Below are 21,697 nucleotides of genomic sequence, written 5' to 3' on the forward strand. Positions count from 1 at the left end.
CAAACAGCGATGGGTTACGGAACGTCGTAGCCCAGCGCTGCTTTGCGAATTCGGAACCACTGTTGGCGGGTCATTTCCAGCGACAACGATTTGTAAGCCGCTTTCACACGCTCAATTTTACCGGAACCGATGATCGGCAACGGCTCAGACGGCAGACGCATAATCCACGCATACACTACCTGCTCGATATTATCGGCACCGATTTCATTCGCCACATTCTGAAGTTCATCACGCAACGGCTGGAATTCGGCATCACTAAACAGACGGCCACCGCCCAGACATGACCATGCCATCGGTTTGATGCGTAACTGTTGGCAAAGATCTAACGTACCGTCGAGGATTGCAGGCTGATGGATCGGGGAAATTTCTACCTGATTAGTCACCAGCGTGAACGGCAGGCGTGATTGCAGCAGACTGAATTGCGCGGGCGTGAAGTTAGAGACACCGAAGTGTTTCACTTTGCCACTTTTGTGCAACTGCGTGAAAGCTTCAGCCACTTCGTCCGCATCCATCAGCGGATCCGGGCGATGGATCAGCAGTAAATCCAGATGATCGGTTTGCAGATTGCTCAGAGATTTTTCAGCGCGTTTGATGATGTACTGCGTATCGGTAATGTAGTGGCCGATTTTATTTGCAGGATCAGCCGTAGTCGCGATACCACATTTGCTGACCAGTTGCATCTGCTCACGCAGCGCAGGTTTGAGCCGCAACGCCTCACCGAATGCCGCTTCGCACTGATAACCGCCGTAAATATCTGCGTGATCGGCGGTGGTGATGCCCAGCTCGATATGTTGCTCCATGAACGTCAGAAGCTGCTGTGGCGTCATGTCCCATTCCATCAGACGCCAGTAGCCACAAATCAGCTTTGAGAAAATCGGGCCTTGCGGCGACAGAGGAGTACGTGGATCCATGATGATTTCCTTATTTTTGGTATTTTCGACCCACAGAATACACAACGACCGGCGCGCTGTATTGATGCTGACAGGCAGAATGAACAGGAAGTGAAACGGGAATGCCCGCTTTGGTGATTAAAAAAGCTCAGGCTGTTCAGGCAGAGGCTCATTCGGTAATTTTCCGGCACGCTGCTGACGCAATAAGCGCTGCTGGCACAAACGCAGCACGTGGCGTTTCTCGGTATCGGTCATTTTAATCCAGCCAAAACGCTCATCGCGGCTGCGCTGGCAACCACGACAATAGCCCCGCTCATCGGCCTGACAAATGCCACGACAGGGACTGGGGATTTCAAAGAACTCGAGCTGTTGAGCCACATACCCTCCGCAAATAACGGTGAGCTTTCATTCAAGACGTTTTCTCGCCATCCCGCAAGGTGATTTATAAAAAGGCACCTTGCGCGTAGTCAGAGACGGGGCAGATACGTTAAAAAGTACCCATATAACGAAGGTCGTATGGTGCAGAGCCCTTTTCTTCACCTCATACCGATCGATCCATTAACCTCGGAGTTACTGAAATGACTAAGCTTTTCTCCCCGATTGTTGTCGGCAAAAACACCTTACCGAACCGCGTCTTTATGGCTCCCCTGACCCGTCTGCGTAGCATTGAACCGGGTGATATTCCGACGCCACTGATGGGCGAGTATTACGCGCAGCGCCACAGCTCTGGCCTGATCATCACCGAAGCCACTCAGGTCTCTTTCCAGGCAAAAGGTTACGCGGGCGCACCGGGTCTGCACACGCCGGAACAAGTTGCTGCGTGGAAAAAAATCGTTGCGGGCGTTCACGATAAAAACGGTCACATCGCCGTTCAGCTTTGGCACACCGGCCGCATATCTCATAACAGCGTTCAGCCAGACAATCAGACGCCAGTTTCAGCATCTGCTGTAAACCCAAACACCCGTACCAGTCTGCGCGACGAGCAAGGCAACGCAATCCGCGTCGACTGCCCGACGCCGCGTGCGCTGGAGCTGAGTGAGATCCCAGGCATCATCAATGATTTCCGTCAGTCAGCAGCTTATTCCGCAGAAGCCGGTTTCGATTACATCGAGCTGCATGCGGCGCACGGCTATTTGTTGCACCAGTTCATGTCTCCGGCTTCAAACCTGCGTGAAGACCAGTACGGCGGCAGCATCGAGAACCGTACCCGCCTGACACTGGAAGTGGTTGACGCGGCGATTGAAGCAATCGGCGCAGACCGCGTGGGTATCCGTATTTCCCCGCTGGGCCCGTTCAACGGCCTGGATAACGGTGAAGATCAGGTGCAGGCAGCCATCTATCTGCTGGACGAATTGAACAAACGTAAACTGGCATATCTGCATATTTCCGAACCAGACTGGGCAGGTGGTAAACCTTACACCACGGAATTGCGCGAAGTGATCCGCGCGCATTATCAGGGCGTTATTGTGGGTGCCGGCGCTTATACCGCGGAAAAAGGCGAAGAGCTTATCGAAAAAGGTTATATCGACGCCGTGGCCTTTGGCCGCAGTTACATTGCAAACCCGGATCTGGTGGAGCGTCTGAAATCTCATGCCCCGCTTAATGAGCCAAAACCGGAAACCTTCTACGGCGGCGACGCCCAGGGGTATACGGATTACCCAACGCTTTAATAATTTTAATAAGTAGTCTCCACTTGCAGGCGACCGATACCCTCCGGTCGCCTTTTTTTGTTCAGTGATTCAGCACCTGTTCTGTGTTTTACAGACAAAACCGCCGCTATCGGTTAGGCTGAACCTGATTATTCTCATCCTGCAAATAAAGAGGAACCTATGCGTTTACTCCATACCATGCTTCGCGTCGGCGATCTGCAACGTGCTATCAGCTTTTACACTGATGTTTTAGGTATGCGCCTGCTGCGTACCAGTGAAAATACCGAATACAAATATTCTCTGGCGTTTGTCGGTTACACCGATGAAAGCGAAGGCGCAGTCATCGAGCTAACCTACAACTGGGGCGTTGACAGCTATGACCTCGGCACTGCCTACGGTCACATCGCATTAGGCGTCGATAACGTGGCACAAACCTGCGACGACATACGCAACGCAGGTGGCAAAGTTACCCGTGAAGCGGGCCCGGTCAAAGGCGGCTCCACTATTATCGCGTTTGTGGAAGATCCGGATGGCTATAAAATAGAGCTGATCGAATCCAAACACGCAGGCCAGGGTCTGGGCAACTGATACGTTACGACCCGGCTTCAGGGCGCGAAAGCGCCCTTTTTATTGCCCGCTTTATTGCCGAATGTTTACCTCACGCCTGCAAGTAGCGGCAAAATTTGTCATAATGTGCGCTGAATTCGATGAAGATAAGAAACTAATGGCCGAAAATAGTGACATTAACGCGCTGAAAGGCCGTTTCCGTGGTTTTTATCCCGTAGTGATCGACGTAGAAACTGCCGGGTTTAATGCCAAAACTGATGCGCTGCTGGAAATCGCAGCCATCACGCTGAAGATGGATGAAGACGGCTGGCTGGAAAGCGACGAAACCGTGCATTTTCACGTCGAGCCGTTTGAAGGCTCTATTCTGGTGCCCGAGGCGCTGGCTTTTAACGGGATCGACCCAACCAATCCGCTGCGCGGCGCGGTCAGTGAATACGATGCCCTGCATGAGATTTTCAAAGTTATCCGTAAAGGGATGAAAGAGCAGAACTGCAACCGGGCGATCATCGTGGCGCATAACGCCAATTTCGATCACAGCTTCCTGATGGCCGCTGCCGAACGCGCCGGACTAAAACGTAATCCGTTCCATCCGTTTGCCACATTCGATACCGCCGCCTTAAGCGGTCTGGTTCTAGGGCAGACTGTGCTGGCAAAAGCCTGCATCAGTGCGGGAATGGTTTTCGACAGCAGTCAGGCGCATTCCGCCTTGTATGACACCGAGCGCACCGCAGAACTGTTCTGCGAGCTGGTGAACCGCTGGAAACGTCTGGGTGGCTGGCCGCTGGCGATGAGTGCCGATGAGCAGGAAGACGAGACCGCATCGCAAGAAAATCAGCAGTAAAGTTGCCGATAAGCGCAACACGTATAAAAACAAAAAGAGCGACATAATGTCGCTCTTTTCCATTTCATTCACAGCCTTTTGGCAGCTAATGACTTGTACTGATTACTCTTCAGATTCAGAAGATTTGTATTTCTCAGCCGTTTCTTTAATCAGCTGTTGCAGTTCGCCACGCTGATACATCTCAATAACGATGTCACAACCGCCAACCAGCTCACCATCCACCCACAGTTGCGGGAACGTTGGCCAGTTAGCAAACTTAGGCATCTCTGCGCGGATGTCTGGGTTCTGCAAAATATCAACGTACGCAAAGCGTTCGCCACAGGCAGACAGCGCTTGCACAGCCTGTGCAGAAAAACCGCAGCTTGGCAGTTTTGGAGAACCTTTCATGTACAGCAGAATCGGGTTTTCAGAAACTTGCTTCTGAATTTTTTCAATAGTAGGAGTGGTCATTTCTTGCTTCCTCAAGCCGGTACAGGCTGTCACGGTCATTACTCTTCACGCGCAGCACTCAAAAACGGTGCTCAATCACACTACCCTCTATTGTAACGATGGCAGCTGTCAGATAAAAACGCCATTTTTTGCAGGGTCTTTCGCAATACTGGCATTTTATTACACAATTTTCGGTGCTTGCGTTCGGGCTCACAAAATAAAAGATTCATCGAGAATAACATTTTTAGCGGCCGGGTTAACACCGGATTTGCAATTCGTTATGGTTTAACTTGAATATTAACATACTGAAAACTGGTTATTTTTCTAACTAAAAATGGCGTTTATTTCAGCATAAAAAAAGCTATTAACTTTTTCTCACAATATGTTCTAGAATCTAGGCAAATCGTGCTGTTTTGTCTGGTTCTTTTAGGCAATACTCTGACATCTCTGATGTTTAACCTAACCACTCATGGTAACGAAGCTATGCGCTTACTGTTCACGCTTTTTGTGCTGCTCTTTACCCAGCTATTTTTGAATATAGCCCAGGCGTCACCTCAGACTCGTGTTACGGCCGATCAGAAAAAGAGTCACGTTAATCAGGTGACCCCTGAAGAACGCCGAAAGCGAAAAACGGTTGCTGCCAAAACTGCGAAAAAAACCAAAGTGACACCGGTCAAAGAACAACAGAGTCACAAAAAAAATGCGAAGAAGAGAGTCAAAAGCACAGAACTGGTGAAGCGAAATACATCTTCAGTAAAAACACTAAAAACAACACGGGCCGAAACCAGGGCTGAGAGCAAAAAAGAAAAAACACTCAAGACCACGCGGGCCGAGAGTAAAGCCGATAAGAAATCTAAAACCCGGTCTCTGGCGAAAGACACCACGACGAAGGCCAGCAAGAAAGAAGCCTATGGTCGACACCGCAAAGGTAAAAAGTTAACCGAAGAAGACGGCAAGCCAATTACATTAAGCGCGACGCATAAGAAACGTTATCAGCATGCGCAGCAAACGGCGATGACCAAGTTGATGCATCAGGTCGGTAAACCTTATCGCTGGGGTGGCACCTCACCTAATACCGGATTCGACTGCAGTGGTTTAGTCTATTACGCCTACAAAGATTTGATTCGCATTAAGATGCCGCGCACAGCCAACGAAATGTACCACCTGCGCGATGCAGCGCCGGTGAAACGCGGTGAACTGGAATCTGGCGATCTGGTGTTCTTTCGGATCAATAACCGCGGAGCTGCAGACCACGTCGGGGTTTACGTCGGAAACGGCAAATTTATTCAGTCTCCGCGTACCGGTGAAGACATCAAAATCACCTCACTGGGCGATGATTACTGGCAAGACCATTACGTAGGCGCACGTCGGGTAATGACCCCGAAAACGATCCGATAATAAACAGTTCGTTAAGTCTGAAGTTTCGCTAATCAGCCATTGAATAGCATTTAACGAAGCGTTTCTGCAGGGAAGAGTATCGGCGGTAAAGGTCACTGCGTAAAATTGAAAAGGGCGATTCCTGTAACAGGTAATCGCCCTTTTTATTGCTTCACTGACGGCAACTCTCGCGACTTTTAGTTCATCACTGCGGTAAAGCTGAAAGCGACGATCACGAGCAAAGCGCAAACCGTGGTGATTAATGACAATTTTAAATTGCGGTCCATAAAACCCCCTTACAGATCAATTGTGGCGTTTCATTAAGCCACACTAAATGTGTGCCAACACATTTTCTCATACTTCACTGCTAAAATCCCGCGTTGATTCATGCGCGATAACCCACAATAATACTTCCACTTTCCTGCATTATAAGAGAAAATTGTCGGTTACCACGCCTGTGTGCCGGTCGATTTCTCCCGAGAGTGCTTTACGCCTCACTTTGACGAACTCATCCAACGATTACACTGTCTTTTTATAAGCTCACAGTGTAATCCACGCAAGCAAACGATTAACATAATGCTAACGTGCTGAAACACGTGAGTTCAGGAGTCATTCCTTACATGGCAACGATTAAAGATGTCGCAAAGCGCGCTGGCGTTTCCACTACAACCGTGTCGCACGTCATCAATAAAACACGTTTCGTCGCCGAAGACACCAAAGCCGCGGTTCTGCTGGCCATTAAAGACTTGCACTACTCACCAAGCGCCGTCGCACGCAGCCTGAAGGTCAATAACACTAAAACGATCGGCCTGCTGGCGACGTCGAGCGAAGCGCCCTATTTTGCCGAAGTGATTGAAGCCGTGGAAAACAGCTGTTTCTCCAAAGGCTATACGTTGATTTTGTGTAACTCCCACAACAATCTGGATAAGCAGCAGGCCTATCTGGCAATGCTGGCACAAAAACGTGTCGATGGTTTGCTGGTCATGTGTGCGGAATATCCTGATGAATTGCTGAATATGCTGGAAGAATACCGGTCAATCCCGATGGTCGTAATGGACTGGGGCGAAGCGCGTAAAAACTTCACCGACAGCATCATCGATAATGCGTTCGAGGGTGGTTACATGGCCGGACGCTATCTGATTGAACGCGGCCATCGCGATATCGGTGTCATCCCGGGGCAGTTGGCGCGTAATACCGGCGGTGGCCGCTTCCAGGGTTTTGTCAAAGCACTGAAGGAAGCCAATATTCCTTTACGTGAAGAATGGGTCGTTCAGGGAGATTTCGAACCCGAGTCAGGTTATCAGGCGATGCAGAAAATCCTGATGCAAAAGCAACGCCCTACTGCCGTTTTCTGTGGCGGTGACGTCATGGCGATGGGCGCGATTTGTGCTGCCGATGAGTTTGGTTTGCGCGTTCCGCAGGACATTTCCGTTATCGGCTATGATAACGTGCGCAATGCCCGTTACTTCTCACCTGCGCTAACCACGGTGCATCAGCCAAAAGAGCGTCTGGGCGAAATGGCCTTCACAATGTTGCTCGATCGCATCGTCAGCAAACGCGAAGAATCGCAGACCATCGAGGTACACCCTAAACTGGTCGAACGCCGCTCGGTTGCTGATGGTCCTTTCCGCGACTATCGCCGTTAAAAGCGCTAAACGCCTGCCCCGTTGCAGGCGTTTTACTTTAAAACTCTCCGTCATCCCCCTAACGCAGCCACTCCTGATTCATCGTTTCCGTATCTCCCATGTATTCCAACAGCCACGCCAGCGATGGTGATGCATTGCTTTGATCCCACGTCAGGCAGCACGGGCTGTCCGGGAAGCGGTTCTCCAGCGAAAGGATCTGTAATTTCTGTTGCTCAATCCAGGGCATGACGCGATGGACCGGCATCATTCCTACGCATAATCCCTCGGTCAGACACTCCAGAGCACAGGTCCAGTCGGGCACCACCAGACGCCGTTGGTTATCCAGCGTCCAGGTATCGCGCTTAGGTAAGGTCCGCGAAGTATCTTCAAGACACAGGGCCGGATAAGGGCGCAGTTGCTCGTCGTTTAGCGCACCGGTATGTTGCGCCAGCGGATGCTGCGGGCTGACCACACAGTGCCAGTCCATAAAGCCCATGTCGCGAAAGCTGAAGCGCCCGCCGACCGGCACGGCGCGCGTTGCCCCGATAGCCACGTCCGCACGTCCATCCACCAGCGCATCCCACACGCCGTTAAACACTTCCGAGTGGATAATCAATTCGGTATCAGGGAAATGCCGGTAAAAATCCAGCACCAGACGTCGTGTTCTGGCTGGTTTTACTATCCTGTCCACCGCCACACGCAACTCGCCGCGCCAGCCGTTCGCTACCTGCTGACACTGACGGCGAGTGGCTATCATTTTTTTTGTCAGAATCCGCGCCTCATCAACAAAAACCTTACCTGCAGGAGTCAGTACCACATCGCGATGCCGCCTTTCAAACAGCGGAACGGCAAGCCATTGTTCGAGCTGACGGACGGTATAGCTGATAGCAGAAGGTACACGGTGCAGATCTTGCGCCGCCGCGCTGAAACTGCCAGTTCGTGCTACTGCATCCACCACGTCAAGTGCATATTCTGACCACATCGGTTAGCCTTCAATTTTTTTGATAGCAGACTGCAAATATTAGCGTTTCACAAGACTGTTATCAAAGCGTTAAACTCCGCATCCGAACCTATTTCTGCGTCATATCATCTGCAATAAACACATTAATGAGACGAAAATGAAACCCTCCTTTGGATTTATGCTCTATCTCGCCGGATTGAGCATGCTCGGCTTTTTAGCTACCGATATGTATTTGCCTGCATTTAGCGCAATGCAAACCAGCCTGATGACCAGTCCCGGCATGATAAGCGCCAGCCTGAGTATTTTCCTCGGCGGTTTCGCCATCGGACAACTCCTCTGGGGACCGCTCTCCGATCGGATAGGCCGTAAACCGGTGCTGCTGCTCGGCCTGACGCTGTTTGCCATCGGCTGTCTTGGCGTTCTGTGGGTGGAAAATGTCCGCGCTCTTCTGGCGCTGCGTTTTTTGCAGGCGATGGGGGTTTGTGCGGCCGCTGTCACCTGGCAGGCGATCGTCGTTGACCGTTTCTCAGCGGACGTGGCGAAGAAAACATTTGCCAGTATCATGCCACTGGTTGCACTTTCCCCCGCGCTGGCCCCACTGCTTGGCGCATGGGTACTGAATCATTTTGACTGGGAAGCGATTTTCGCCCTGCTGACCGTGGTAGCGGTGCTTCTGGTTATCACCACGCTGACTCTGCGTGAAAACAAACCCGTGGAACATCCGCCTGAAAGCAAAGCCGGCTTTGGCACGTTACTGAAATCCCGCATTTACACGGGTAATGTGATGATTTACGCCACCTGCTCTGCCGGTTTCTTCGCCTGGCTAACCGGCTCTCCGTTTATTTTAAGCGATATGGGTTACTCGCCCGCGGTCATCGGCCTGAGTTACGTTCCGCAAACGATCGCCTTCCTGCTGGGGGGTTTTGGTTGCAGGATGCTGATTAGTAAACTGGATGGCAATAGAATTCTGCCGTGGTTGCTGGCGGGATACTGCCTTAGCGTGGTCTGGCTTTTCGTTATCGCGATGTTCACCGATGCCGGGTTGGTGGGCTTGTTGATTCCGTTCTGTCTCATGGCTTTGGTGAATGGCGCAATCTATCCAATTGTTGTCGCAAATGCATTAATGCCATTTCCTGCTAATACAGGCAAAGCTGCTGCGTTGCAAAATACACTTCAGTTAGGCTTGTGTTTTATCGCCAGTCTGATGGTTTCCGCATTTATTGCGCATCCTCTGATGGCGACAGTTACCACCATGCTGTCTACAATAGTGTTGGTAGTTTTGGGTCGCTGGCTGTCACAATGGCAAGTAAAACAACAAGGATGTGTGGACGAACCCCCGCAGGAAGCTGAAGCATAACATACTCACCGATCGCGATAATGACCTTTAGTTACAATCACTTAAAGGTCATTAATATACAAAGCGATTAACTATTGAGAATGCATGCAGTCGAGCCTATACTCAATAAAACCTCTAAAAATAACACTTTTACAAAATTTTTATTACAAGCTTTTGTGTGTCCCGCGGAGTGCGTCACACTATTATTTCAAGGATGATTGGCCTGCAACCCTTTTGGCTTGCGGGTGTTCTTCTAAATTTCCTCTGTTGGTGTCGAATATCGGACGAGGCGCTTAGTCGTCTGTTCTCATAAAGACCTGCAAAATAGCCTTTGCTTTTCCCGGCAGGTTAATAAGTCAGAAGAGAAAGTGATGGAGAAGCTATGAGTTCATCGTGTATAGAAGATCAAAGCATTCAGGATAATCAGTGGTATCGGATCGTCAGCGAAATGTTATCCTCCGCAGACATCCGGATTAATGGAAACCGCCCTTTTGACCTTAAAGTAAAAAACACTGACTTCTTCAAGCGTGTTTTGCAGGAAGGTTCTCTGGGTTTGGGTGAAAGTTATATGGACGGCTGGTGGGAGTGTGAACGCCTGGATATCTTTTTTCAGCGTGTATTGCGAGCCGGTTTAGAAGATAAACTTCCCCGCCATTTTAAAGACACACTTCGTATCGCAGCTGCACGCATTCTGAATCTACAATCCCGCAAGCGCGCGTGGATTGTAGGTAAAGAGCATTACGATTTGGGCAATGATTTATTTACACTCATGCTCGACCCTTATATGCAATATTCCTGCGGCTACTGGAAAGATGCCACCACCCTTGAGGAGGCACAGGAAGCCAAACTCAAAATGATCTGCGACAAGCTGCAATTAAAACCGGGCCTGCGTTTACTGGATATTGGTTGTGGTTGGGGCGGATTATCTGAGTATGCAGCGCGCCATTATGGGGTCAGCGTGGTGGGTGTGACGATTTCTGCCGAACAGCAAAAACTCGCGCAGGATCGCTGCGAAGGGTTGGATGTCACCATTCTTTTGCAAGATTATCGTGATTTGAACGATCAGTTTGACCGCATCGTTTCCGTCGGTATGTTTGAACACGTTGGGCCGAAGAATTACCAGACCTACTTCAACGTTGCCAAACGCAATATTAAACCGGACGGTATTTTCCTGCTGCACACCATCGGTTCGAATAAAACAGATCTGAGCGTGGATCCGTGGATCGATAAATACATCTTTCCTAATGGCTGCCTGCCTTCTATTCAACAGATTGCGCACACCAGCGAATCCCTGTTTGTGATGGAAGACTGGCACAATATTGGGGCAGATTATGACCGCACACTGATGGCATGGCACGAACGCTTCCAGCTGCACTGGCCGCAACTTGCCGAACGTTACGGTGACCGCTTCCACCGGATGTTCACCTATTACCTCAACGCCTGCGCCGGTGCTTTCCGCGCGCGCGACATTCAGCTGTGGCAGGTGGTATTCAGCCCGCAGGGTGTGGACGGTGGTATCCGCGTTCCGCGTTAAAACGACAAATATACGCATACAAAAACCGGACAGCCTTTAGTGTCCGGTTTTTCTTTGTATTAATGACGGCAGAAAAGATTTATTCCGTTTTTTCGATCATCGCCTTCGCGGTGGCAATAGCTGCTTCGCGACTTTCTAACACGCGTTCTACGGTATCGACAATCGCCTGAGTTTGCGGATCTATTTCGATATTAATTTTGTCACCGAGACGCTTAGTGCCTAATGTCGTTCGCTGTAGCGTTTCAGGAATTAAATGCACGCAGAAACGGGTGCGGGTCACTTCGCCGATGGTCAGACTAATACCGTCGATACCGATATAACCTTTATGTAATACATATTTCATCAAATCTTCATGTGGCATCCGGAACCAGATTTGACGGTTATTTTCTGATGTCAGAATTTTGGCAACTTCTGCCGTACAAATAATATGGCCCGACATTAAATGGCCGCCGATCTCATCATTAAACCGCGCAGCCCGTTCCAGATTGACCTGGTCGCCGACGTTTACATCGCCGAGATTGGTCAGACGGAGCGTTTCTTTCATCAGGTCAAAACTGACCAGGTCGCCCTGTACTTCCGTCACCGTCAGGCAACAGCCATTGTGCGATACAGATGCCCCCAGCTGGAGATTATCCAGCATATCCTCTGGCATGCGAACAATATGGGTACGGAAATTCGGTTTTTCGTCAATCGACACCACCGTTCCGGTTCCCTGAACAATTCCGGTAAACATAGCCCTTTCCTCAATGCTGAATTCTGTTGTATTAAGACAACGCTGACGTCAGTTTGCCGCAGATTTAATTGAAAGCCAAATCTGCACGGCACAAATAGCACTGGCTGATCGGATATCATTATTTAACCGGCCATTAACAGCATCGTTTGCTTAAAAAAAAGGAAGCGGTACAATCTTCGGGCTATTCTCTCGTCTTTAATGCCACCTGATATGGCGTTTTTTTATCCAATATAATCAAAAATAAAGGTGTATCTGTGCAGAAGTACCTTGCAGAAGCGCGGGTTTTATTAGCGCTTGCCATTCCAGTCATCCTGGCGCAAATAGCTCAGACCTCTATGGGCGTGGTCGACACGATCATGGCCGGTTCAGTCAGCGCAACAGACATGGCCGCCGTCGCCGTCGGGACCTCCATCTGGTTACCGGCTATCTTATTTGGACACGGCTTATTACTGTCGCTGACGCCGACTATTGCCCATCTCAATGGCGCAGGCCGACGGGATAAAATCGGTCATCAGGTTCAGCAAGGGTTCTGGCTGGCCTCAGGTGTTTCCGTGCTGATCATCGCTGTGCTGTATCACTGCGATCAGATTATCGGCCTGATGCATAACATCGATCCGGAACTGAAAGAAAAAGCAGTCGGCTATTTACGCGCAATTATGTGGGGCGCACCGGGCTATCTATTCTTCCAGGTGCTGCGCGATCAATGTGAAGGTTTGTCGAAAACGAAACCGGGCATGGTCTTTGGCTTTATCGGCCTGCTGGTCAATATTCCCGTTAACTACATATTCATCTATGGCAAGTTCGGTGCGCCCGCGCTTGGCGGCGTCGGTTGCGGCGTCGCAACGGGTACGGTGTATTGGGTTATGTTCTTTATGATGCGCTTTTACGTACGCCGTAATTACACGATGCGGGATATCGTTCCACCGACACGCTTCGCCAGGCCCGACTGGCCTACGTTACGCCGCCTGACCCAGCTCGGTATGCCTATCGCGCTGGCGCTATTTTTTGAAGTGACACTGTTTGCCATCGTCGCCCTGCTGGTTTCACCACTGGGGATTGTGGCAGTAGCCAGCCACCAGATTGCGCTGAACGTCGGCTCGCTGATGTTTGTCGTCCCCCTATCGCTCGGCGTGGCCGCGACGATCCGCGTTGGTTCGCAGTTGGGGAAATCCTCGGTCGATGGTGCCAAAGTGGCTGCTTACACCAGTCTCTTCACCGGTATTATCATGGCCTGCTGTACAGCCTCAACGGCAATTATCTTCCGCGAACATATTGCCGCACTTTATAACGACAGCCCTGAAGTTGTAATGCTGGCCTCCCATCTTCTGATATTTGCGGCTTTGTTCCAGATTTCAGATGCCATTCAGGTCATCGGCAGTGGCATTCTGCGCGGCTATAAAGACACGCGTTCTATCTTCTATATTACGTTTGTCGCCTATTGGGTGCTGGGATTGCCGGTCGGATATATGCTCGGGCTGACCGATTTACTTGTGCCAAGGATGGGGCCTAGCGGGTTCTGGTGCGGATTTATTCTGGGGCTGACGTTTGCCGCCGTGATGATGACGTTCCGTATGCGCTGGTTACAGAAGCAGTCTTCATTCACGATTTTGCAAAAGGCTGGCCGATAGTTTTACTGTGCCGCGCGTTGAATTATTCATCGCGCTTCGCCTTTTCTCCCTTCCTGACGGCCGTTATGCCTAAAAAAACAACGCAATGCGCATAAGCTCGTCAGTCGCGCACATTATGAAAGAAAAATGTCTTTTTTCCCTTGCCAGCCTTCAGAGACGTCGTTAATATTCGTCCCCGTCGCCAACACTGGCTGACAAGAAAGAAAACGATGCGTCCGTAGCTCAGTTGGTTAGAGCACCACCTTGACATGGTGGGGGTCGGTGGTTCGAGTCCACTCGGACGCACCAATTTCGAAGCTGTACCGTTGCATGATGTGCGTCCGTAGCTCAGTTGGTTAGAGCACCACCTTGACATGGTGGGGGTCGGTGGTTCGAGTCCACTCGGACGCACCAGCAACTCTTCTTACATATCTCAACTTTTCCTCTGATGTGCCTTTCTGATTTAAACTCTTTCATTTCCCCACTATCTTTTACACCCGCTCTCTGCGACATAACATCGACAGACTCAGTACGCTCATTGGCCTCTTGATCGGCTTATTTCGTCTTTGTAGCATTTTCGAAAGTCACGTAACGAAACTGTTATGCCTGTGATTTCCTCGCTGCCCGCTTTGGATGTTTGCGCAACAACGCTCAGTCATCTGCCCTAAGCTTGCGCATTATCACGTTTTTTATTTGGTTTCCCACCTCGTTCCCCTCTATAATATGCATCGTCTCTTCGATTGAATGGTTTCAGCCCCTTGATCTGTCGATATCGCACTTATAAAAGCGTGACCACTCCCGTAGCGATCTTAAATCGCACTAATCGCTATGCTTTGGCTGAACTAACTACACCATTCCTTTCACAGTCTTCTACGCTTAGTAATGATTTGATCAACCAGGCAAGACTTCAATTCCGCGCGGGCAGCCATGCTGTCAGGCAAACACGTTTCCAATCCATCACAACTTGTAGATAAAATCGTCATGAAAAAGACCAAAATTGTTTGTACCATCGGACCGAAAACTGAATCCGAAGAAATGCTGACCAAACTGCTTGATGCAGGCATGAACGTAATGCGTCTGAACTTCTCTCACGGTGATTACGAAGAGCATGGTCAACGCATTAAGAACATCCGCAACGTGATGGCCGCGACTGGCCATAAAGCAGCTATCCTGCTGGACACCAAAGGTCCTGAAATCCGCACCATGAAACTGGAAGGCGGCAAAGATGCTGCACTGGTTGCGGGCCAGACCTACACATTCACCACCGACCAGAGTGTGATTGGTAACACTGAACGTGTTGCTGTGACCTACGCTGGCTTTGCTGCAGACCTGAAAATCGGTAACACCATTCTGGTGGACGATGGTCTGATCGGCATGGAAGTGACTAACGTCACCGAAACCGAAGTGACCTGTAAAGTTCTTAACAACGGTGATCTGGGCGAAAACAAAGGCGTTAACCTGCCAGGCGTTTCTATCGCACTGCCGGCACTGGCTGAGAAAGACAAACGCGACCTGATCTTCGGTTGTGAGCAAGGCGTTGACTTCGTTGCTGCTTCATTCATCCGTAAACGTTCTGATGTTCTGGAAATTCGCGAACACCTGAAAATCCACGGTGGCGAGCATATCCAGATCATTTCCAAAATTGAAAACCAGGAAGGCCTGAACAACTTCGACGAAATCCTCGAAGCTTCAGACGGCATCATGGTTGCCCGTGGTGACCTCGGCGTTGAAATTCCGGTTGAAGAAGTTATTTTCGCGCAGAAGATGATGATCGAAAAATGTAACCGTGCACGCAAAGTGGTTATCACCGCAACGCAGATGCTCGATTCCATGATCAAAAACCCACGCCCTACCCGCGCAGAAGCTGGTGACGTTGCTAACGCCATCATCGACGGTACTGATGCCGTGATGCTGTCTGGTGAAAGTGCTAAAGGTAAATATCCGCTGGAAGCTGTGACCATTATGGCTACCATTTGCGCGCGTACCGACCGCGTTATGCAGAGCCGCATCGATGGTCAGAACGATAACCGCAAACTGCGTATTACTGAAGCCGTCTGCCGTGGCGCAGTAGAAACTGCCGAAAAACTGGATGCTCCGTTGATCGTTGTTGCAACCAGTGGTGGTAAATCTGCTAAAGCTGTGCGTAAATACTTCCCGCACGCGACTATCCTGGCTCTGACCACTAACGAAATCACTGCGCGTCAGTTAATCCTGACCAAAGGCGTTGTGACTCAGCTGGTGAAAGAAATTGCCTCTACTGATGATTTCTATCGCATTGGTAAGGAAGCGGCGATTGAAAGCGGTTTAGCGCAGAAAGGTGATATCGTAGTGATGGTTTCTGGCGCACTGGTTCAGAGCGGCACGACCAATACTTCTTCGGTGCACGTTGTTTAATTAAAACGTGACCCAGAGCACGAATAAACGCTGCATACCGTGGCGTTTATTTTTTCGAAAAGCCTCTTTTTTCTTAAAAAATGCAGAAAACAGAATGAGTGAGATTGGGATAAGTCCCATGGAATACAGCTGTTTTCCCTGCAATTTTTAACTTTTTCGTAAAAAAAGATGCTTCTTTGAGCGAACGATCAAAATATAGCGTTTACCGACAAAAAATTATTCTCATTAGAAAATAGTTTGTGTAATACTTGTAACGCTACATGGAGATTAACTTAATCTAGAGGGTTTTATAATGAATCGCACTAAACTGGTACTGGGCGCTGTAATCCTGGCTTCAACTATGCTGGCTGGTTGTTCAAGCAACGCTAAAATCGATCAACTGTCTTCAGACGTTTCTACTCTGAACTCTAAAGTTGACCAACTGAGCAACGACGTGAACGCAATGCGTTCTGACGTTCAGGCAGCTAAAGACGACGCAGCACGTGCTAACCAACGTCTTGACAACCAAGCTCACGCTTACAAGAAGTAATATTTACTTCTCTAGTTCAATGGCGCACTCAGTGCGCCATTTTTTTTACCTGTAATTTACCTCCTGCATTTATGCCATTCATCCTCGCCTTTTGTAGTTTGTTTCTGCATAACATTTCTGTGTTACTCATCCCTCTAAAAGCACCCTCCGCCTCCCACCAGAGCTTCGAATATAAAAAAGGAGCCATGATGGCTCCTTTTGTAGAAAATGCTTCTGAATCGTTTCTGTAAACTTTATTGCGTACTTGCGTTATTCACTGCAGGTTGTGTGGCCGCTGCGGTCTGCGGTTCGTTGACAGACGGTGCCGTACCCGTAGCTTTATCGCCGACGCTTACGACCACAGGCATACCTGAACGCCGTTTGATGGCTTCTTTCACCACCTCGGCATCGGTGTCGTCATGCTTGATGAATTTTTTCATTGCCGCAGTCAGAGCAATGGGTTTGGTTTGAGGATCGTCTTTCTCGGTGTGCGACAGAGGCTGATGTACTTCGATGTAGCGTTTACCGTCAGGCTCAATGTCATATTTGATCGGCTGATTGACGATTTGTACACGAGTCCCTTTTGGCACGGAGTTAAACAGCGCCTCGATATCATCAGGGCGCAGACGGATACAACCAGAACTCACGCGCATCCCAATACCAAAGTTAGCGTTTGTCCCGTGGATCAGGTACTGCCCTGTCCCTGCTGACAACCGCATAGCAAACAGCCCCATCGGGTTTTCCGGCCCGGCTGGCACCATGCCAGGCAGCTTAATACCGTCTTTCAGGTAGGCTTTACGGATATTAGCAGTAGGGGTCCAGGTCGGATTAGGGATTTTCTGGCTGACAGACGTGACCATCTCTGGGGTGTTACGACCAAGCTGGCCGATACCAATCGGATAGACGACGACTTTATCTTCGCCTTTCGGATAGTAGTACAAACGCAATTCCGCGAGGTTGACCACAATACCTTCACGTTTGGTATCTGGTAATAGCATTTGCGAAGGGATAGTCAGCACGGTGCCGGTTTTCGGCAAATAAGGATCGGTTCCCGGATTAGCTTCCAGCATGGCGATCAGGCCAATTTGATATTTGGCGGCCACGGCTTCGAGCGGCTGGCCGTCGTTTGGCACCACATAAGTCGTGTTTTCGCCAATCAGGCGGCTATTATTCGACGGCAGAGGATATTCTGCAGCACTTGCGGTCAGGGAATACGTTGCCATCATTGTGCCAACTAACATCGCCAAAAGGGGTAATGCGCGTCTCATACTCAGTCCTTTTTCGGCCTGCCCCCAGACAATCTGAGGCCAGACAATTATCTTGTCTGTTAATACTAGCAGCGCAGGATTTCAGAGCAATCAAACCGCAGAAAATCAGAAAGTTACCTTATCGTCCCGCAGACAATGAACGGGGTAAAAGCAAATTTTAAACAGATGAAAAATCAGGAGTAAAACAAAATATTGAGAGGGAAAAATCAAAAAAAGCTTTGCTCATTAGCAGACGATTCCTAATGAGCAAAACGCTCAGTCAGTGGTTACGCAAACGCCGCGGCATTCGCGCGGATAGTGCGGATCATTGCTTCGAGCCCCTGCGAACGAGAAGGTGTCAGATGCTGGCTGAGCTCCAGTTCGGTAAAGAACGGACGTACATCCAGCTCTACCACATCACGCGGCGTCAGCCCCTGATAGAGACTGAACACGATGGCCACCAAACCTTTTACAATGGCCGCATCGCTGTCGCCTTGGAAAGTCAGTGCGCCGGATTCATCCGTGCGCATCACAATCCACACCTGACTCTGGCAACCGGAAATCAGGTTTTTATCCTGACGATATTCCTCCGGCAGAGCCGGTAACTGGCCGCCGAGCTCAATGACATACAGATACTTTTCTTCCCAGTTCGGGCAGCGGGAAAAATTTCTGACTAATTTATTTTTATCTGGCAAAGCCATAACAACATCCTGATCGGGGCTGTCGGGCTTAACCCAACAACCGGTGAATACGTTGCAGTCCTGCGACCAGACGGTCGACTTCTTCGTGGGTATTGTACATCGCAAGCGACGCACGGCACATAGCCGGAACACCGTAGAAGGACATTAATGGCATCGCACAGTGATGACCGGTGCGGATGGCAATACCGTATTGATCGAGGAAACTGCCTACATCATAAGCATGGTGTTTACCGAGATTGAACGCAATAACGCCTGAACGGCTGGCAGGGCCGTAAATCTGGATATCAGGTACTGTTGCCATTTCTTTCAGCGCGTAAGTCATCAGCTCGTTTTCGTAGGCATGGATATTTTCCAAACCCAGTTCGGTCACATACTCCATGGCAGCGCCCAGGCCCATGATGCCACCGGTATTTGGCGTACCCGCTTCAAAACGCCACGGTGCTGCCGCGAAAGTGGTACCTTCGGTCAGACTGACGTGTTTGATCATTGACCCACCGCCTTCCCATGGTGGCATCTGATCAAGCAATTCTTTACGACCGTACAGAATACCGATGCCGGTTGGCCCATACAGCTTATGACCCGACCAGACATAGAAATCGCAACCCAACGCTTGAACGTCCACGGCGTAATGCATCACAGCCTGCGCGCCATCAACAAGCACAGACAGACCGGCAGCTTTGGCCCGAGGAATGATTTTTTCCAACGGATTGACGGTGCCCAGCACGTTGGAAACATGTGCCAACGTCAGCAATTTTGTTCGTGGGGTGATCAGTGCTTCAAGCTGAGAAAGATCCAGCTCGCCTTCCGGCGTCAGATGCCAGACGTCGATATGCAAATCACGCTCTTTTGCCAGCATCTGCCATGGCACGATATTGGCGTGGTGTTCCATTTCGGTCAGAATAATGCGATCGCCCGGCTGCAACAGTGCACGCCCATAAGTGTTGGCGACGAGGTTAATAGCCTCCGTGGAACCTTTAACGAAAACAATTTCTTCCGCAGACACCGCATTCATAAAATGAGCGGCCTGAGTGCGGACGTTTTCCATCTGCTCAGTGGCTTCTGCGCTCAGGGTGTGAATGCCACGGTGAACCGCAGCATAACCTTGTTCGAAGAAAGACATTTCACGTTGAATAACCTGACGCGGTTTCTGTGCGCTGGCTGCGCTGTCAAGATAAGCCAGCGGCTGGCCGTTAACTTCACGGCTCAGCACGGGGAAATCGCTACGTACTCTTTCCAGTGGAAAAGTCATTACTTACCTCGATTGAGTCGACCCGCAATACGGGCAATCACGACGTCACGCAGGGTTTCATTCTCAATGGCTTCCGTCAGTTCAGCAGCAAATGCAAAGATGATCATTTGCTGTGCATCCTGACCGCTAATACCACGGGTACGCAGATAGAAAAGCTGTTCGTCGTCGATACGACCGACAGTCGCACCGTGGCTGCATTTTACGTCGTCGGCATAAATCTCCAACTGAGGTTTAGTATCGACCTCAGTATGTTTGCCCAGCAACAAGTTGTTGTTGGTCATCTTGCCGTCGGTTTTCAGTGCGTGCTTCGCCACTTTGATCATGCCGTTGAATATGGCTTTCGCGCGATCGTTAACGATCACTTTGTGCAACTGGTTGCTGTTGCAATAACCTTTATTGTGTTCCAGATACGTGCGGGTATCAGCAATCTCGGTATCAACCGGCAGAACCAGGCTGTTCATGTTGAGATTGGTGTTCTCGCCGTTCAGTTGCGCACTGGTGTTATTACGGGTCAGACCCGCGCCAAGCAGGAAACTGTGGCTGGCAACACGCGCATCACGACCAATAACCAAATCATTATGGGAGAAGTGGAAACTCGCCTGGCTTTCAAATGCCAGTTTGTAATGCGTGAAATCAGCATTATCGCCAACATTTACTGTCATGCGTGCACCGGTAAAGTGACCGTGATCGTTAAGACTCAGGTAATGCTCAATCACTTCAGCGTTAGCGCCGCTTTCGATAGCCATGTGATAGCGATGATGGACGGTATTCATTTCACGTGACTGATCACGACCGCTGCTGATATGTAAAAGATACAGCGGTTTATCCGCCTGCTTGCCCGCAGGCAAACGCACAGATAATGGATCCTGCGCCAGACTTTCAGTCAGATGCAAAAAGACTTCAGACTGAATCGGATCAGGCAACGTTTGCTGCGCTGCCGGGTTCAGTTTCTGGATCTCAAACGCGCCGGTTTCAGCGTCACTCAGGCTCGCATCGAAGCGGCCATCAACGAAGACCAGACGGTAACAATCCACCGGCAATGCCAGCGATTTCACGGTTTCAGCCGTTACCGCTTGCTGCTGAGGCGCAAAGAACTGATTGCCCAACAGGGAAGAGACCGGCGTATATTTCCAGTCTTCCAGTTTGGCATGCGGAAAACCGAGGCGCAGCACTTGTTGCCAGTGTGCATGGGCGTGAGCAGAGTGTTCACCACCGCGGCCTTCAAAAAGACGGTAAAGCTGCTGCATGGCATGTGAACTGCCTGCAGCAGGTGCATTACTCTTCGTCGGTAAGCCAGCCATAACCCTGCTCCTCTAACTGTTTAACCAGGCTGAAATCGCCAGATTTTACAATACGTCCCTGATACAACACGTGCACATAATCAGGCTTGATGTAGTCGAGGATGCGTTGGTAGTGGGTGACAATCACGAATGAACGTTTACCATCGCGCAGCGCGTTAACGCCGTTAGATACGATCTTCAGTGCATCGATATCCAGACCGGAGTCGGTTTCATCGAGAATGCACAGGCTTGGTTCGAGCGCTGCCATTTGCAGAATGTCATTACGCTTCTTTTCACCGCCCGAGAAACCAACGTTGACCGAACGTGTCAACAGATCCGCAGGCATTTTAAGCATAGCTATCTTCTCTTCAATGAAATCCGCGAAGTCAAAGCGGTCCATCGGAGGCAGATTACGGTATTTACGCACCGCGTTAACCGAAGTTTGCAGGAAGAAGTGGTTGGTCACGCCCGGAATTTCTACCGGGTATTGGAACGCCATGAACACACCTTCACCCGCACGGTCTTCCGGCGCGAGATCCAGCAAATCTTTACCGTTGAACATTACGGAACCGTCGGTCACTTCGTAATCTTCGCGGCCAGCCAGCGTCGCAGAGAGCGTACTTTTGCCTGAGCCGTTCGGGCCCATAATGGCGTGTACTTCTCCCGGCTTGATCTCCAGATCAAGTCCCTTAAGAATTTCCTTTTCTTCGACACGGACCTTCAAATTCTTGATGCTTAACATACGTATCCTTGAGTTTGCGCCTGCGCG

21 protein-coding genes and 2 tRNA genes are annotated in these 21,697 nt (G+C 50.1%); 12 read left to right on the forward strand and 11 right to left on the reverse strand.

Annotation, left to right across the window (positions count from 1 at the left end; translation table 11 throughout):
* Nucleotides 1–14: 14 nt before the first annotated feature.
* Complete coding sequence (locus tag GE278_12710; GenBank protein ID QLK61578.1) at nucleotides 15–911, reverse strand: oxidoreductase; 897 nt, start codon at nucleotides 909–911, stop codon at nucleotides 15–17.
* 117 nt (nucleotides 912–1,028) lie between these two features.
* Nucleotides 1,029–1,268, reverse strand: coding sequence for a DUF1289 domain-containing protein (locus GE278_12715; GenBank protein QLK61579.1), 240 nt, complete (start codon nucleotides 1,266–1,268; stop codon nucleotides 1,029–1,031).
* A gap of 200 nt (nucleotides 1,269–1,468) precedes the next feature.
* On the opposite strand from GE278_12715, the gene nemA reads away from it, so the two are divergent.
* The 3 genes from nemA (at nucleotide 1,469) to GE278_12730 (ending at nucleotide 3,947) form a co-directional block, all read left to right on the forward strand.
* Nucleotides 1,469–2,560 carry an N-ethylmaleimide reductase gene (gene nemA, locus GE278_12720; protein ID QLK61580.1) on the forward strand — a complete coding sequence of 364 codons (1,092 nt, stop codon included), beginning with the start codon at nucleotides 1,469–1,471 and terminating at the stop codon, nucleotides 2,558–2,560.
* Nucleotides 2,561–2,719: 159 nt separating this feature from the next.
* Nucleotides 2,720–3,127, forward strand: coding sequence for a lactoylglutathione lyase (gene gloA, locus GE278_12725; GenBank protein QLK61581.1), 408 nt, complete (start codon nucleotides 2,720–2,722; stop codon nucleotides 3,125–3,127).
* 103 nt (nucleotides 3,128–3,230) lie between these two features.
* Nucleotides 3,231–3,947 (forward strand): ribonuclease T, encoded by a 717-nt coding sequence (locus GE278_12730; protein QLK63287.1) that lies wholly within the window; start codon nucleotides 3,231–3,233, stop codon nucleotides 3,945–3,947.
* Between the two features lie 102 nt (nucleotides 3,948–4,049).
* On the opposite strand, the gene GE278_12735 is transcribed toward GE278_12730, so the two are convergent.
* Complete coding sequence (locus tag GE278_12735; GenBank protein ID QLK61582.1) at nucleotides 4,050–4,397, reverse strand: Grx4 family monothiol glutaredoxin; 348 nt, start codon at nucleotides 4,395–4,397, stop codon at nucleotides 4,050–4,052.
* A 462-nt stretch (nucleotides 4,398–4,859) separates the two neighbouring features.
* Here GE278_12735 and GE278_12740 point away from each other — a divergent pair, with 462 nt between their 5' ends.
* On the forward strand, nucleotides 4,860–5,774 hold the full coding sequence (locus GE278_12740) for a hydrolase (protein ID QLK61583.1): 915 nt from the start codon (nucleotides 4,860–4,862) through the stop codon (nucleotides 5,772–5,774).
* A gap of 176 nt (nucleotides 5,775–5,950) precedes the next feature.
* Here GE278_12740 and ynhF read toward each other — a convergent pair whose 3' ends face one another.
* The gene (gene ynhF, locus GE278_12745) at nucleotides 5,951–6,040 is read right to left on the reverse strand and encodes a YnhF family membrane protein (protein QLK61584.1); all 90 of its coding nucleotides are present in this window, start codon (nucleotides 6,038–6,040) and stop codon (nucleotides 5,951–5,953) included.
* Nucleotides 6,041–6,373: 333 nt separating this feature from the next.
* On the opposite strand from ynhF, the gene purR reads away from it, so the two are divergent.
* Entirely contained in the window at nucleotides 6,374–7,399 is a 1,026-nt protein-coding gene (gene purR, locus GE278_12750; GenBank protein QLK61585.1) for an HTH-type transcriptional repressor PurR, read from the forward strand.
* Between the two features lie 58 nt (nucleotides 7,400–7,457).
* On the opposite strand, the gene GE278_12755 is transcribed toward purR, so the two are convergent.
* The gene (locus GE278_12755) at nucleotides 7,458–8,360 is read right to left on the reverse strand and encodes a LysR family transcriptional regulator (GenBank protein ID QLK61586.1); all 903 of its coding nucleotides are present in this window, start codon (nucleotides 8,358–8,360) and stop codon (nucleotides 7,458–7,460) included.
* Nucleotides 8,361–8,496: 136 nt separating this feature from the next.
* On the opposite strand from GE278_12755, the gene GE278_12760 reads away from it, so the two are divergent.
* On the forward strand, nucleotides 8,497–9,696 hold the full coding sequence (locus tag GE278_12760; GenBank protein QLK61587.1) for a Bcr/CflA family multidrug efflux MFS transporter: 1,200 nt from the start codon (nucleotides 8,497–8,499) through the stop codon (nucleotides 9,694–9,696).
* 361 nt (nucleotides 9,697–10,057) lie between these two features.
* Entirely contained in the window at nucleotides 10,058–11,209 is a 1,152-nt protein-coding gene (locus tag GE278_12765) for a cyclopropane fatty acyl phospholipid synthase (GenBank protein QLK61588.1), read from the forward strand.
* A 79-nt stretch (nucleotides 11,210–11,288) separates the two neighbouring features.
* On the opposite strand, the gene GE278_12770 is transcribed toward GE278_12765, so the two are convergent.
* Nucleotides 11,289–11,942 (reverse strand): riboflavin synthase subunit alpha, encoded by a 654-nt coding sequence (locus GE278_12770; GenBank protein QLK61589.1) that lies wholly within the window; start codon nucleotides 11,940–11,942, stop codon nucleotides 11,289–11,291.
* A 254-nt stretch (nucleotides 11,943–12,196) separates the two neighbouring features.
* Between GE278_12770 and GE278_12775 the strand changes: the two genes are divergently transcribed.
* The 5 genes from GE278_12775 to GE278_12795 all read left to right on the forward strand — a co-directional run bounded on the left by GE278_12775 (nucleotide 12,197) and on the right by GE278_12795 (nucleotide 16,472).
* A complete protein-coding gene (locus tag GE278_12775) occupies nucleotides 12,197–13,570 on the forward strand; it encodes an MATE family efflux transporter (GenBank protein ID QLK61590.1) in 1,374 nt (457 codons plus the stop codon).
* Nucleotides 13,571–13,781: 211 nt separating this feature from the next.
* A tRNA-Val gene (locus GE278_12780) sits at nucleotides 13,782–13,858 on the forward strand.
* A 28-nt stretch (nucleotides 13,859–13,886) separates the two neighbouring features.
* Nucleotides 13,887–13,963, forward strand: a tRNA-Val gene (locus tag GE278_12785).
* A 567-nt stretch (nucleotides 13,964–14,530) separates the two neighbouring features.
* Nucleotides 14,531–15,943 carry a pyruvate kinase PykF gene (pykF, locus tag GE278_12790; protein QLK61591.1) on the forward strand — a complete coding sequence of 471 codons (1,413 nt, stop codon included), beginning with the start codon at nucleotides 14,531–14,533 and terminating at the stop codon, nucleotides 15,941–15,943.
* Nucleotides 15,944–16,235: 292 nt separating this feature from the next.
* Nucleotides 16,236–16,472: a major outer membrane lipoprotein gene (locus tag GE278_12795; GenBank protein ID QLK61592.1), complete on the forward strand. Its 237-nt coding sequence runs from the start codon at nucleotides 16,236–16,238 to the stop codon at nucleotides 16,470–16,472.
* Nucleotides 16,473–16,705: 233 nt separating this feature from the next.
* Here GE278_12795 and GE278_12800 read toward each other — a convergent pair whose 3' ends face one another.
* The 5 genes from GE278_12800 to sufC form a co-directional block, all read right to left on the reverse strand.
* Nucleotides 16,706–17,719, reverse strand: coding sequence for a L,D-transpeptidase family protein (locus GE278_12800; protein ID QLK61593.1), 1,014 nt, complete (start codon nucleotides 17,717–17,719; stop codon nucleotides 16,706–16,708).
* 266 nt (nucleotides 17,720–17,985) lie between these two features.
* Nucleotides 17,986–18,399, reverse strand: coding sequence for a cysteine desulfuration protein SufE (gene sufE, locus GE278_12805; GenBank protein QLK61594.1), 414 nt, complete (start codon nucleotides 18,397–18,399; stop codon nucleotides 17,986–17,988).
* 28 nt (nucleotides 18,400–18,427) lie between these two features.
* Nucleotides 18,428–19,648, reverse strand: coding sequence for a cysteine desulfurase SufS (gene sufS, locus GE278_12810; GenBank protein QLK61595.1), 1,221 nt, complete (start codon nucleotides 19,646–19,648; stop codon nucleotides 18,428–18,430).
* Complete coding sequence (gene sufD, locus GE278_12815; protein ID QLK61596.1) at nucleotides 19,648–20,949, reverse strand: Fe-S cluster assembly protein SufD; 1,302 nt, start codon at nucleotides 20,947–20,949, stop codon at nucleotides 19,648–19,650. Before sufD ends, sufS begins: the two co-directional genes overlap by 1 nt.
* The gene (gene sufC / locus GE278_12820) at nucleotides 20,924–21,670 is read right to left on the reverse strand and encodes a Fe-S cluster assembly ATPase SufC (GenBank protein QLK61597.1); all 747 of its coding nucleotides are present in this window, start codon (nucleotides 21,668–21,670) and stop codon (nucleotides 20,924–20,926) included. The genes sufD and sufC overlap by 26 nt, the downstream gene beginning before the upstream one ends.
* Nucleotides 21,671–21,697: the final 27 nt, after the last annotated feature.

The organism is Enterobacteriaceae bacterium Kacie_13 (assembly GCA_013457415.1).
Classification (GTDB): Bacteria; Pseudomonadota; Gammaproteobacteria; order Enterobacterales; family Enterobacteriaceae; genus Rahnella.

Excerpts from the sequence above, each read along its gene's own strand:
- GE278_12710 (QLK61578.1), bottom strand. The coding sequence starts at position 911 with ATGGATCCACGTACTCCTCTGTCGCCGCAAGGCCCGATTTTCTCAAAG.
- nemA (QLK61580.1), top strand. The coding sequence starts at position 1,469 with ATGACTAAGCTTTTCTCCCCGATTGTTGTCGGCAAAAACACCTTACCG.
- gloA (QLK61581.1), top strand. The coding sequence starts at position 2,720 with ATGCGTTTACTCCATACCATGCTTCGCGTCGGCGATCTGCAACGTGCT.
- GE278_12730 (QLK63287.1), top strand. The coding sequence starts at position 3,231 with ATGTGCGCTGAATTCGATGAAGATAAGAAACTAATGGCCGAAAATAGT.
- GE278_12735 (QLK61582.1), bottom strand. The coding sequence starts at position 4,397 with ATGACCACTCCTACTATTGAAAAAATTCAGAAGCAAGTTTCTGAAAAC.
- GE278_12740 (QLK61583.1), top strand. The coding sequence starts at position 4,860 with ATGCGCTTACTGTTCACGCTTTTTGTGCTGCTCTTTACCCAGCTATTT.
- ynhF (QLK61584.1), bottom strand. The coding sequence starts at position 6,040 with ATGGACCGCAATTTAAAATTGTCATTAATCACCACGGTTTGCGCTTTG.
- purR (QLK61585.1), top strand. The coding sequence starts at position 6,374 with ATGGCAACGATTAAAGATGTCGCAAAGCGCGCTGGCGTTTCCACTACA.
- GE278_12755 (QLK61586.1), bottom strand. The coding sequence starts at position 8,360 with ATGTGGTCAGAATATGCACTTGACGTGGTGGATGCAGTAGCACGAACT.
- GE278_12760 (QLK61587.1), top strand. The coding sequence starts at position 8,497 with ATGAAACCCTCCTTTGGATTTATGCTCTATCTCGCCGGATTGAGCATG.
- GE278_12765 (QLK61588.1), top strand. The coding sequence starts at position 10,058 with ATGAGTTCATCGTGTATAGAAGATCAAAGCATTCAGGATAATCAGTGG.
- GE278_12770 (QLK61589.1), bottom strand. The coding sequence starts at position 11,942 with ATGTTTACCGGAATTGTTCAGGGAACCGGAACGGTGGTGTCGATTGAC.
- pykF (QLK61591.1), top strand. The coding sequence starts at position 14,531 with ATGAAAAAGACCAAAATTGTTTGTACCATCGGACCGAAAACTGAATCC.
- GE278_12795 (QLK61592.1), top strand. The coding sequence starts at position 16,236 with ATGAATCGCACTAAACTGGTACTGGGCGCTGTAATCCTGGCTTCAACT.
- GE278_12800 (QLK61593.1), bottom strand. The coding sequence starts at position 17,719 with ATGAGACGCGCATTACCCCTTTTGGCGATGTTAGTTGGCACAATGATG.
- sufE (QLK61594.1), bottom strand. The coding sequence starts at position 18,399 with ATGGCTTTGCCAGATAAAAATAAATTAGTCAGAAATTTTTCCCGCTGC.
- sufS (QLK61595.1), bottom strand. The coding sequence starts at position 19,648 with ATGACTTTTCCACTGGAAAGAGTACGTAGCGATTTCCCCGTGCTGAGC.
- sufD (QLK61596.1), bottom strand. The coding sequence starts at position 20,949 with ATGGCTGGCTTACCGACGAAGAGTAATGCACCTGCTGCAGGCAGTTCA.
- sufC (QLK61597.1), bottom strand. The coding sequence starts at position 21,670 with ATGTTAAGCATCAAGAATTTGAAGGTCCGTGTCGAAGAAAAGGAAATT.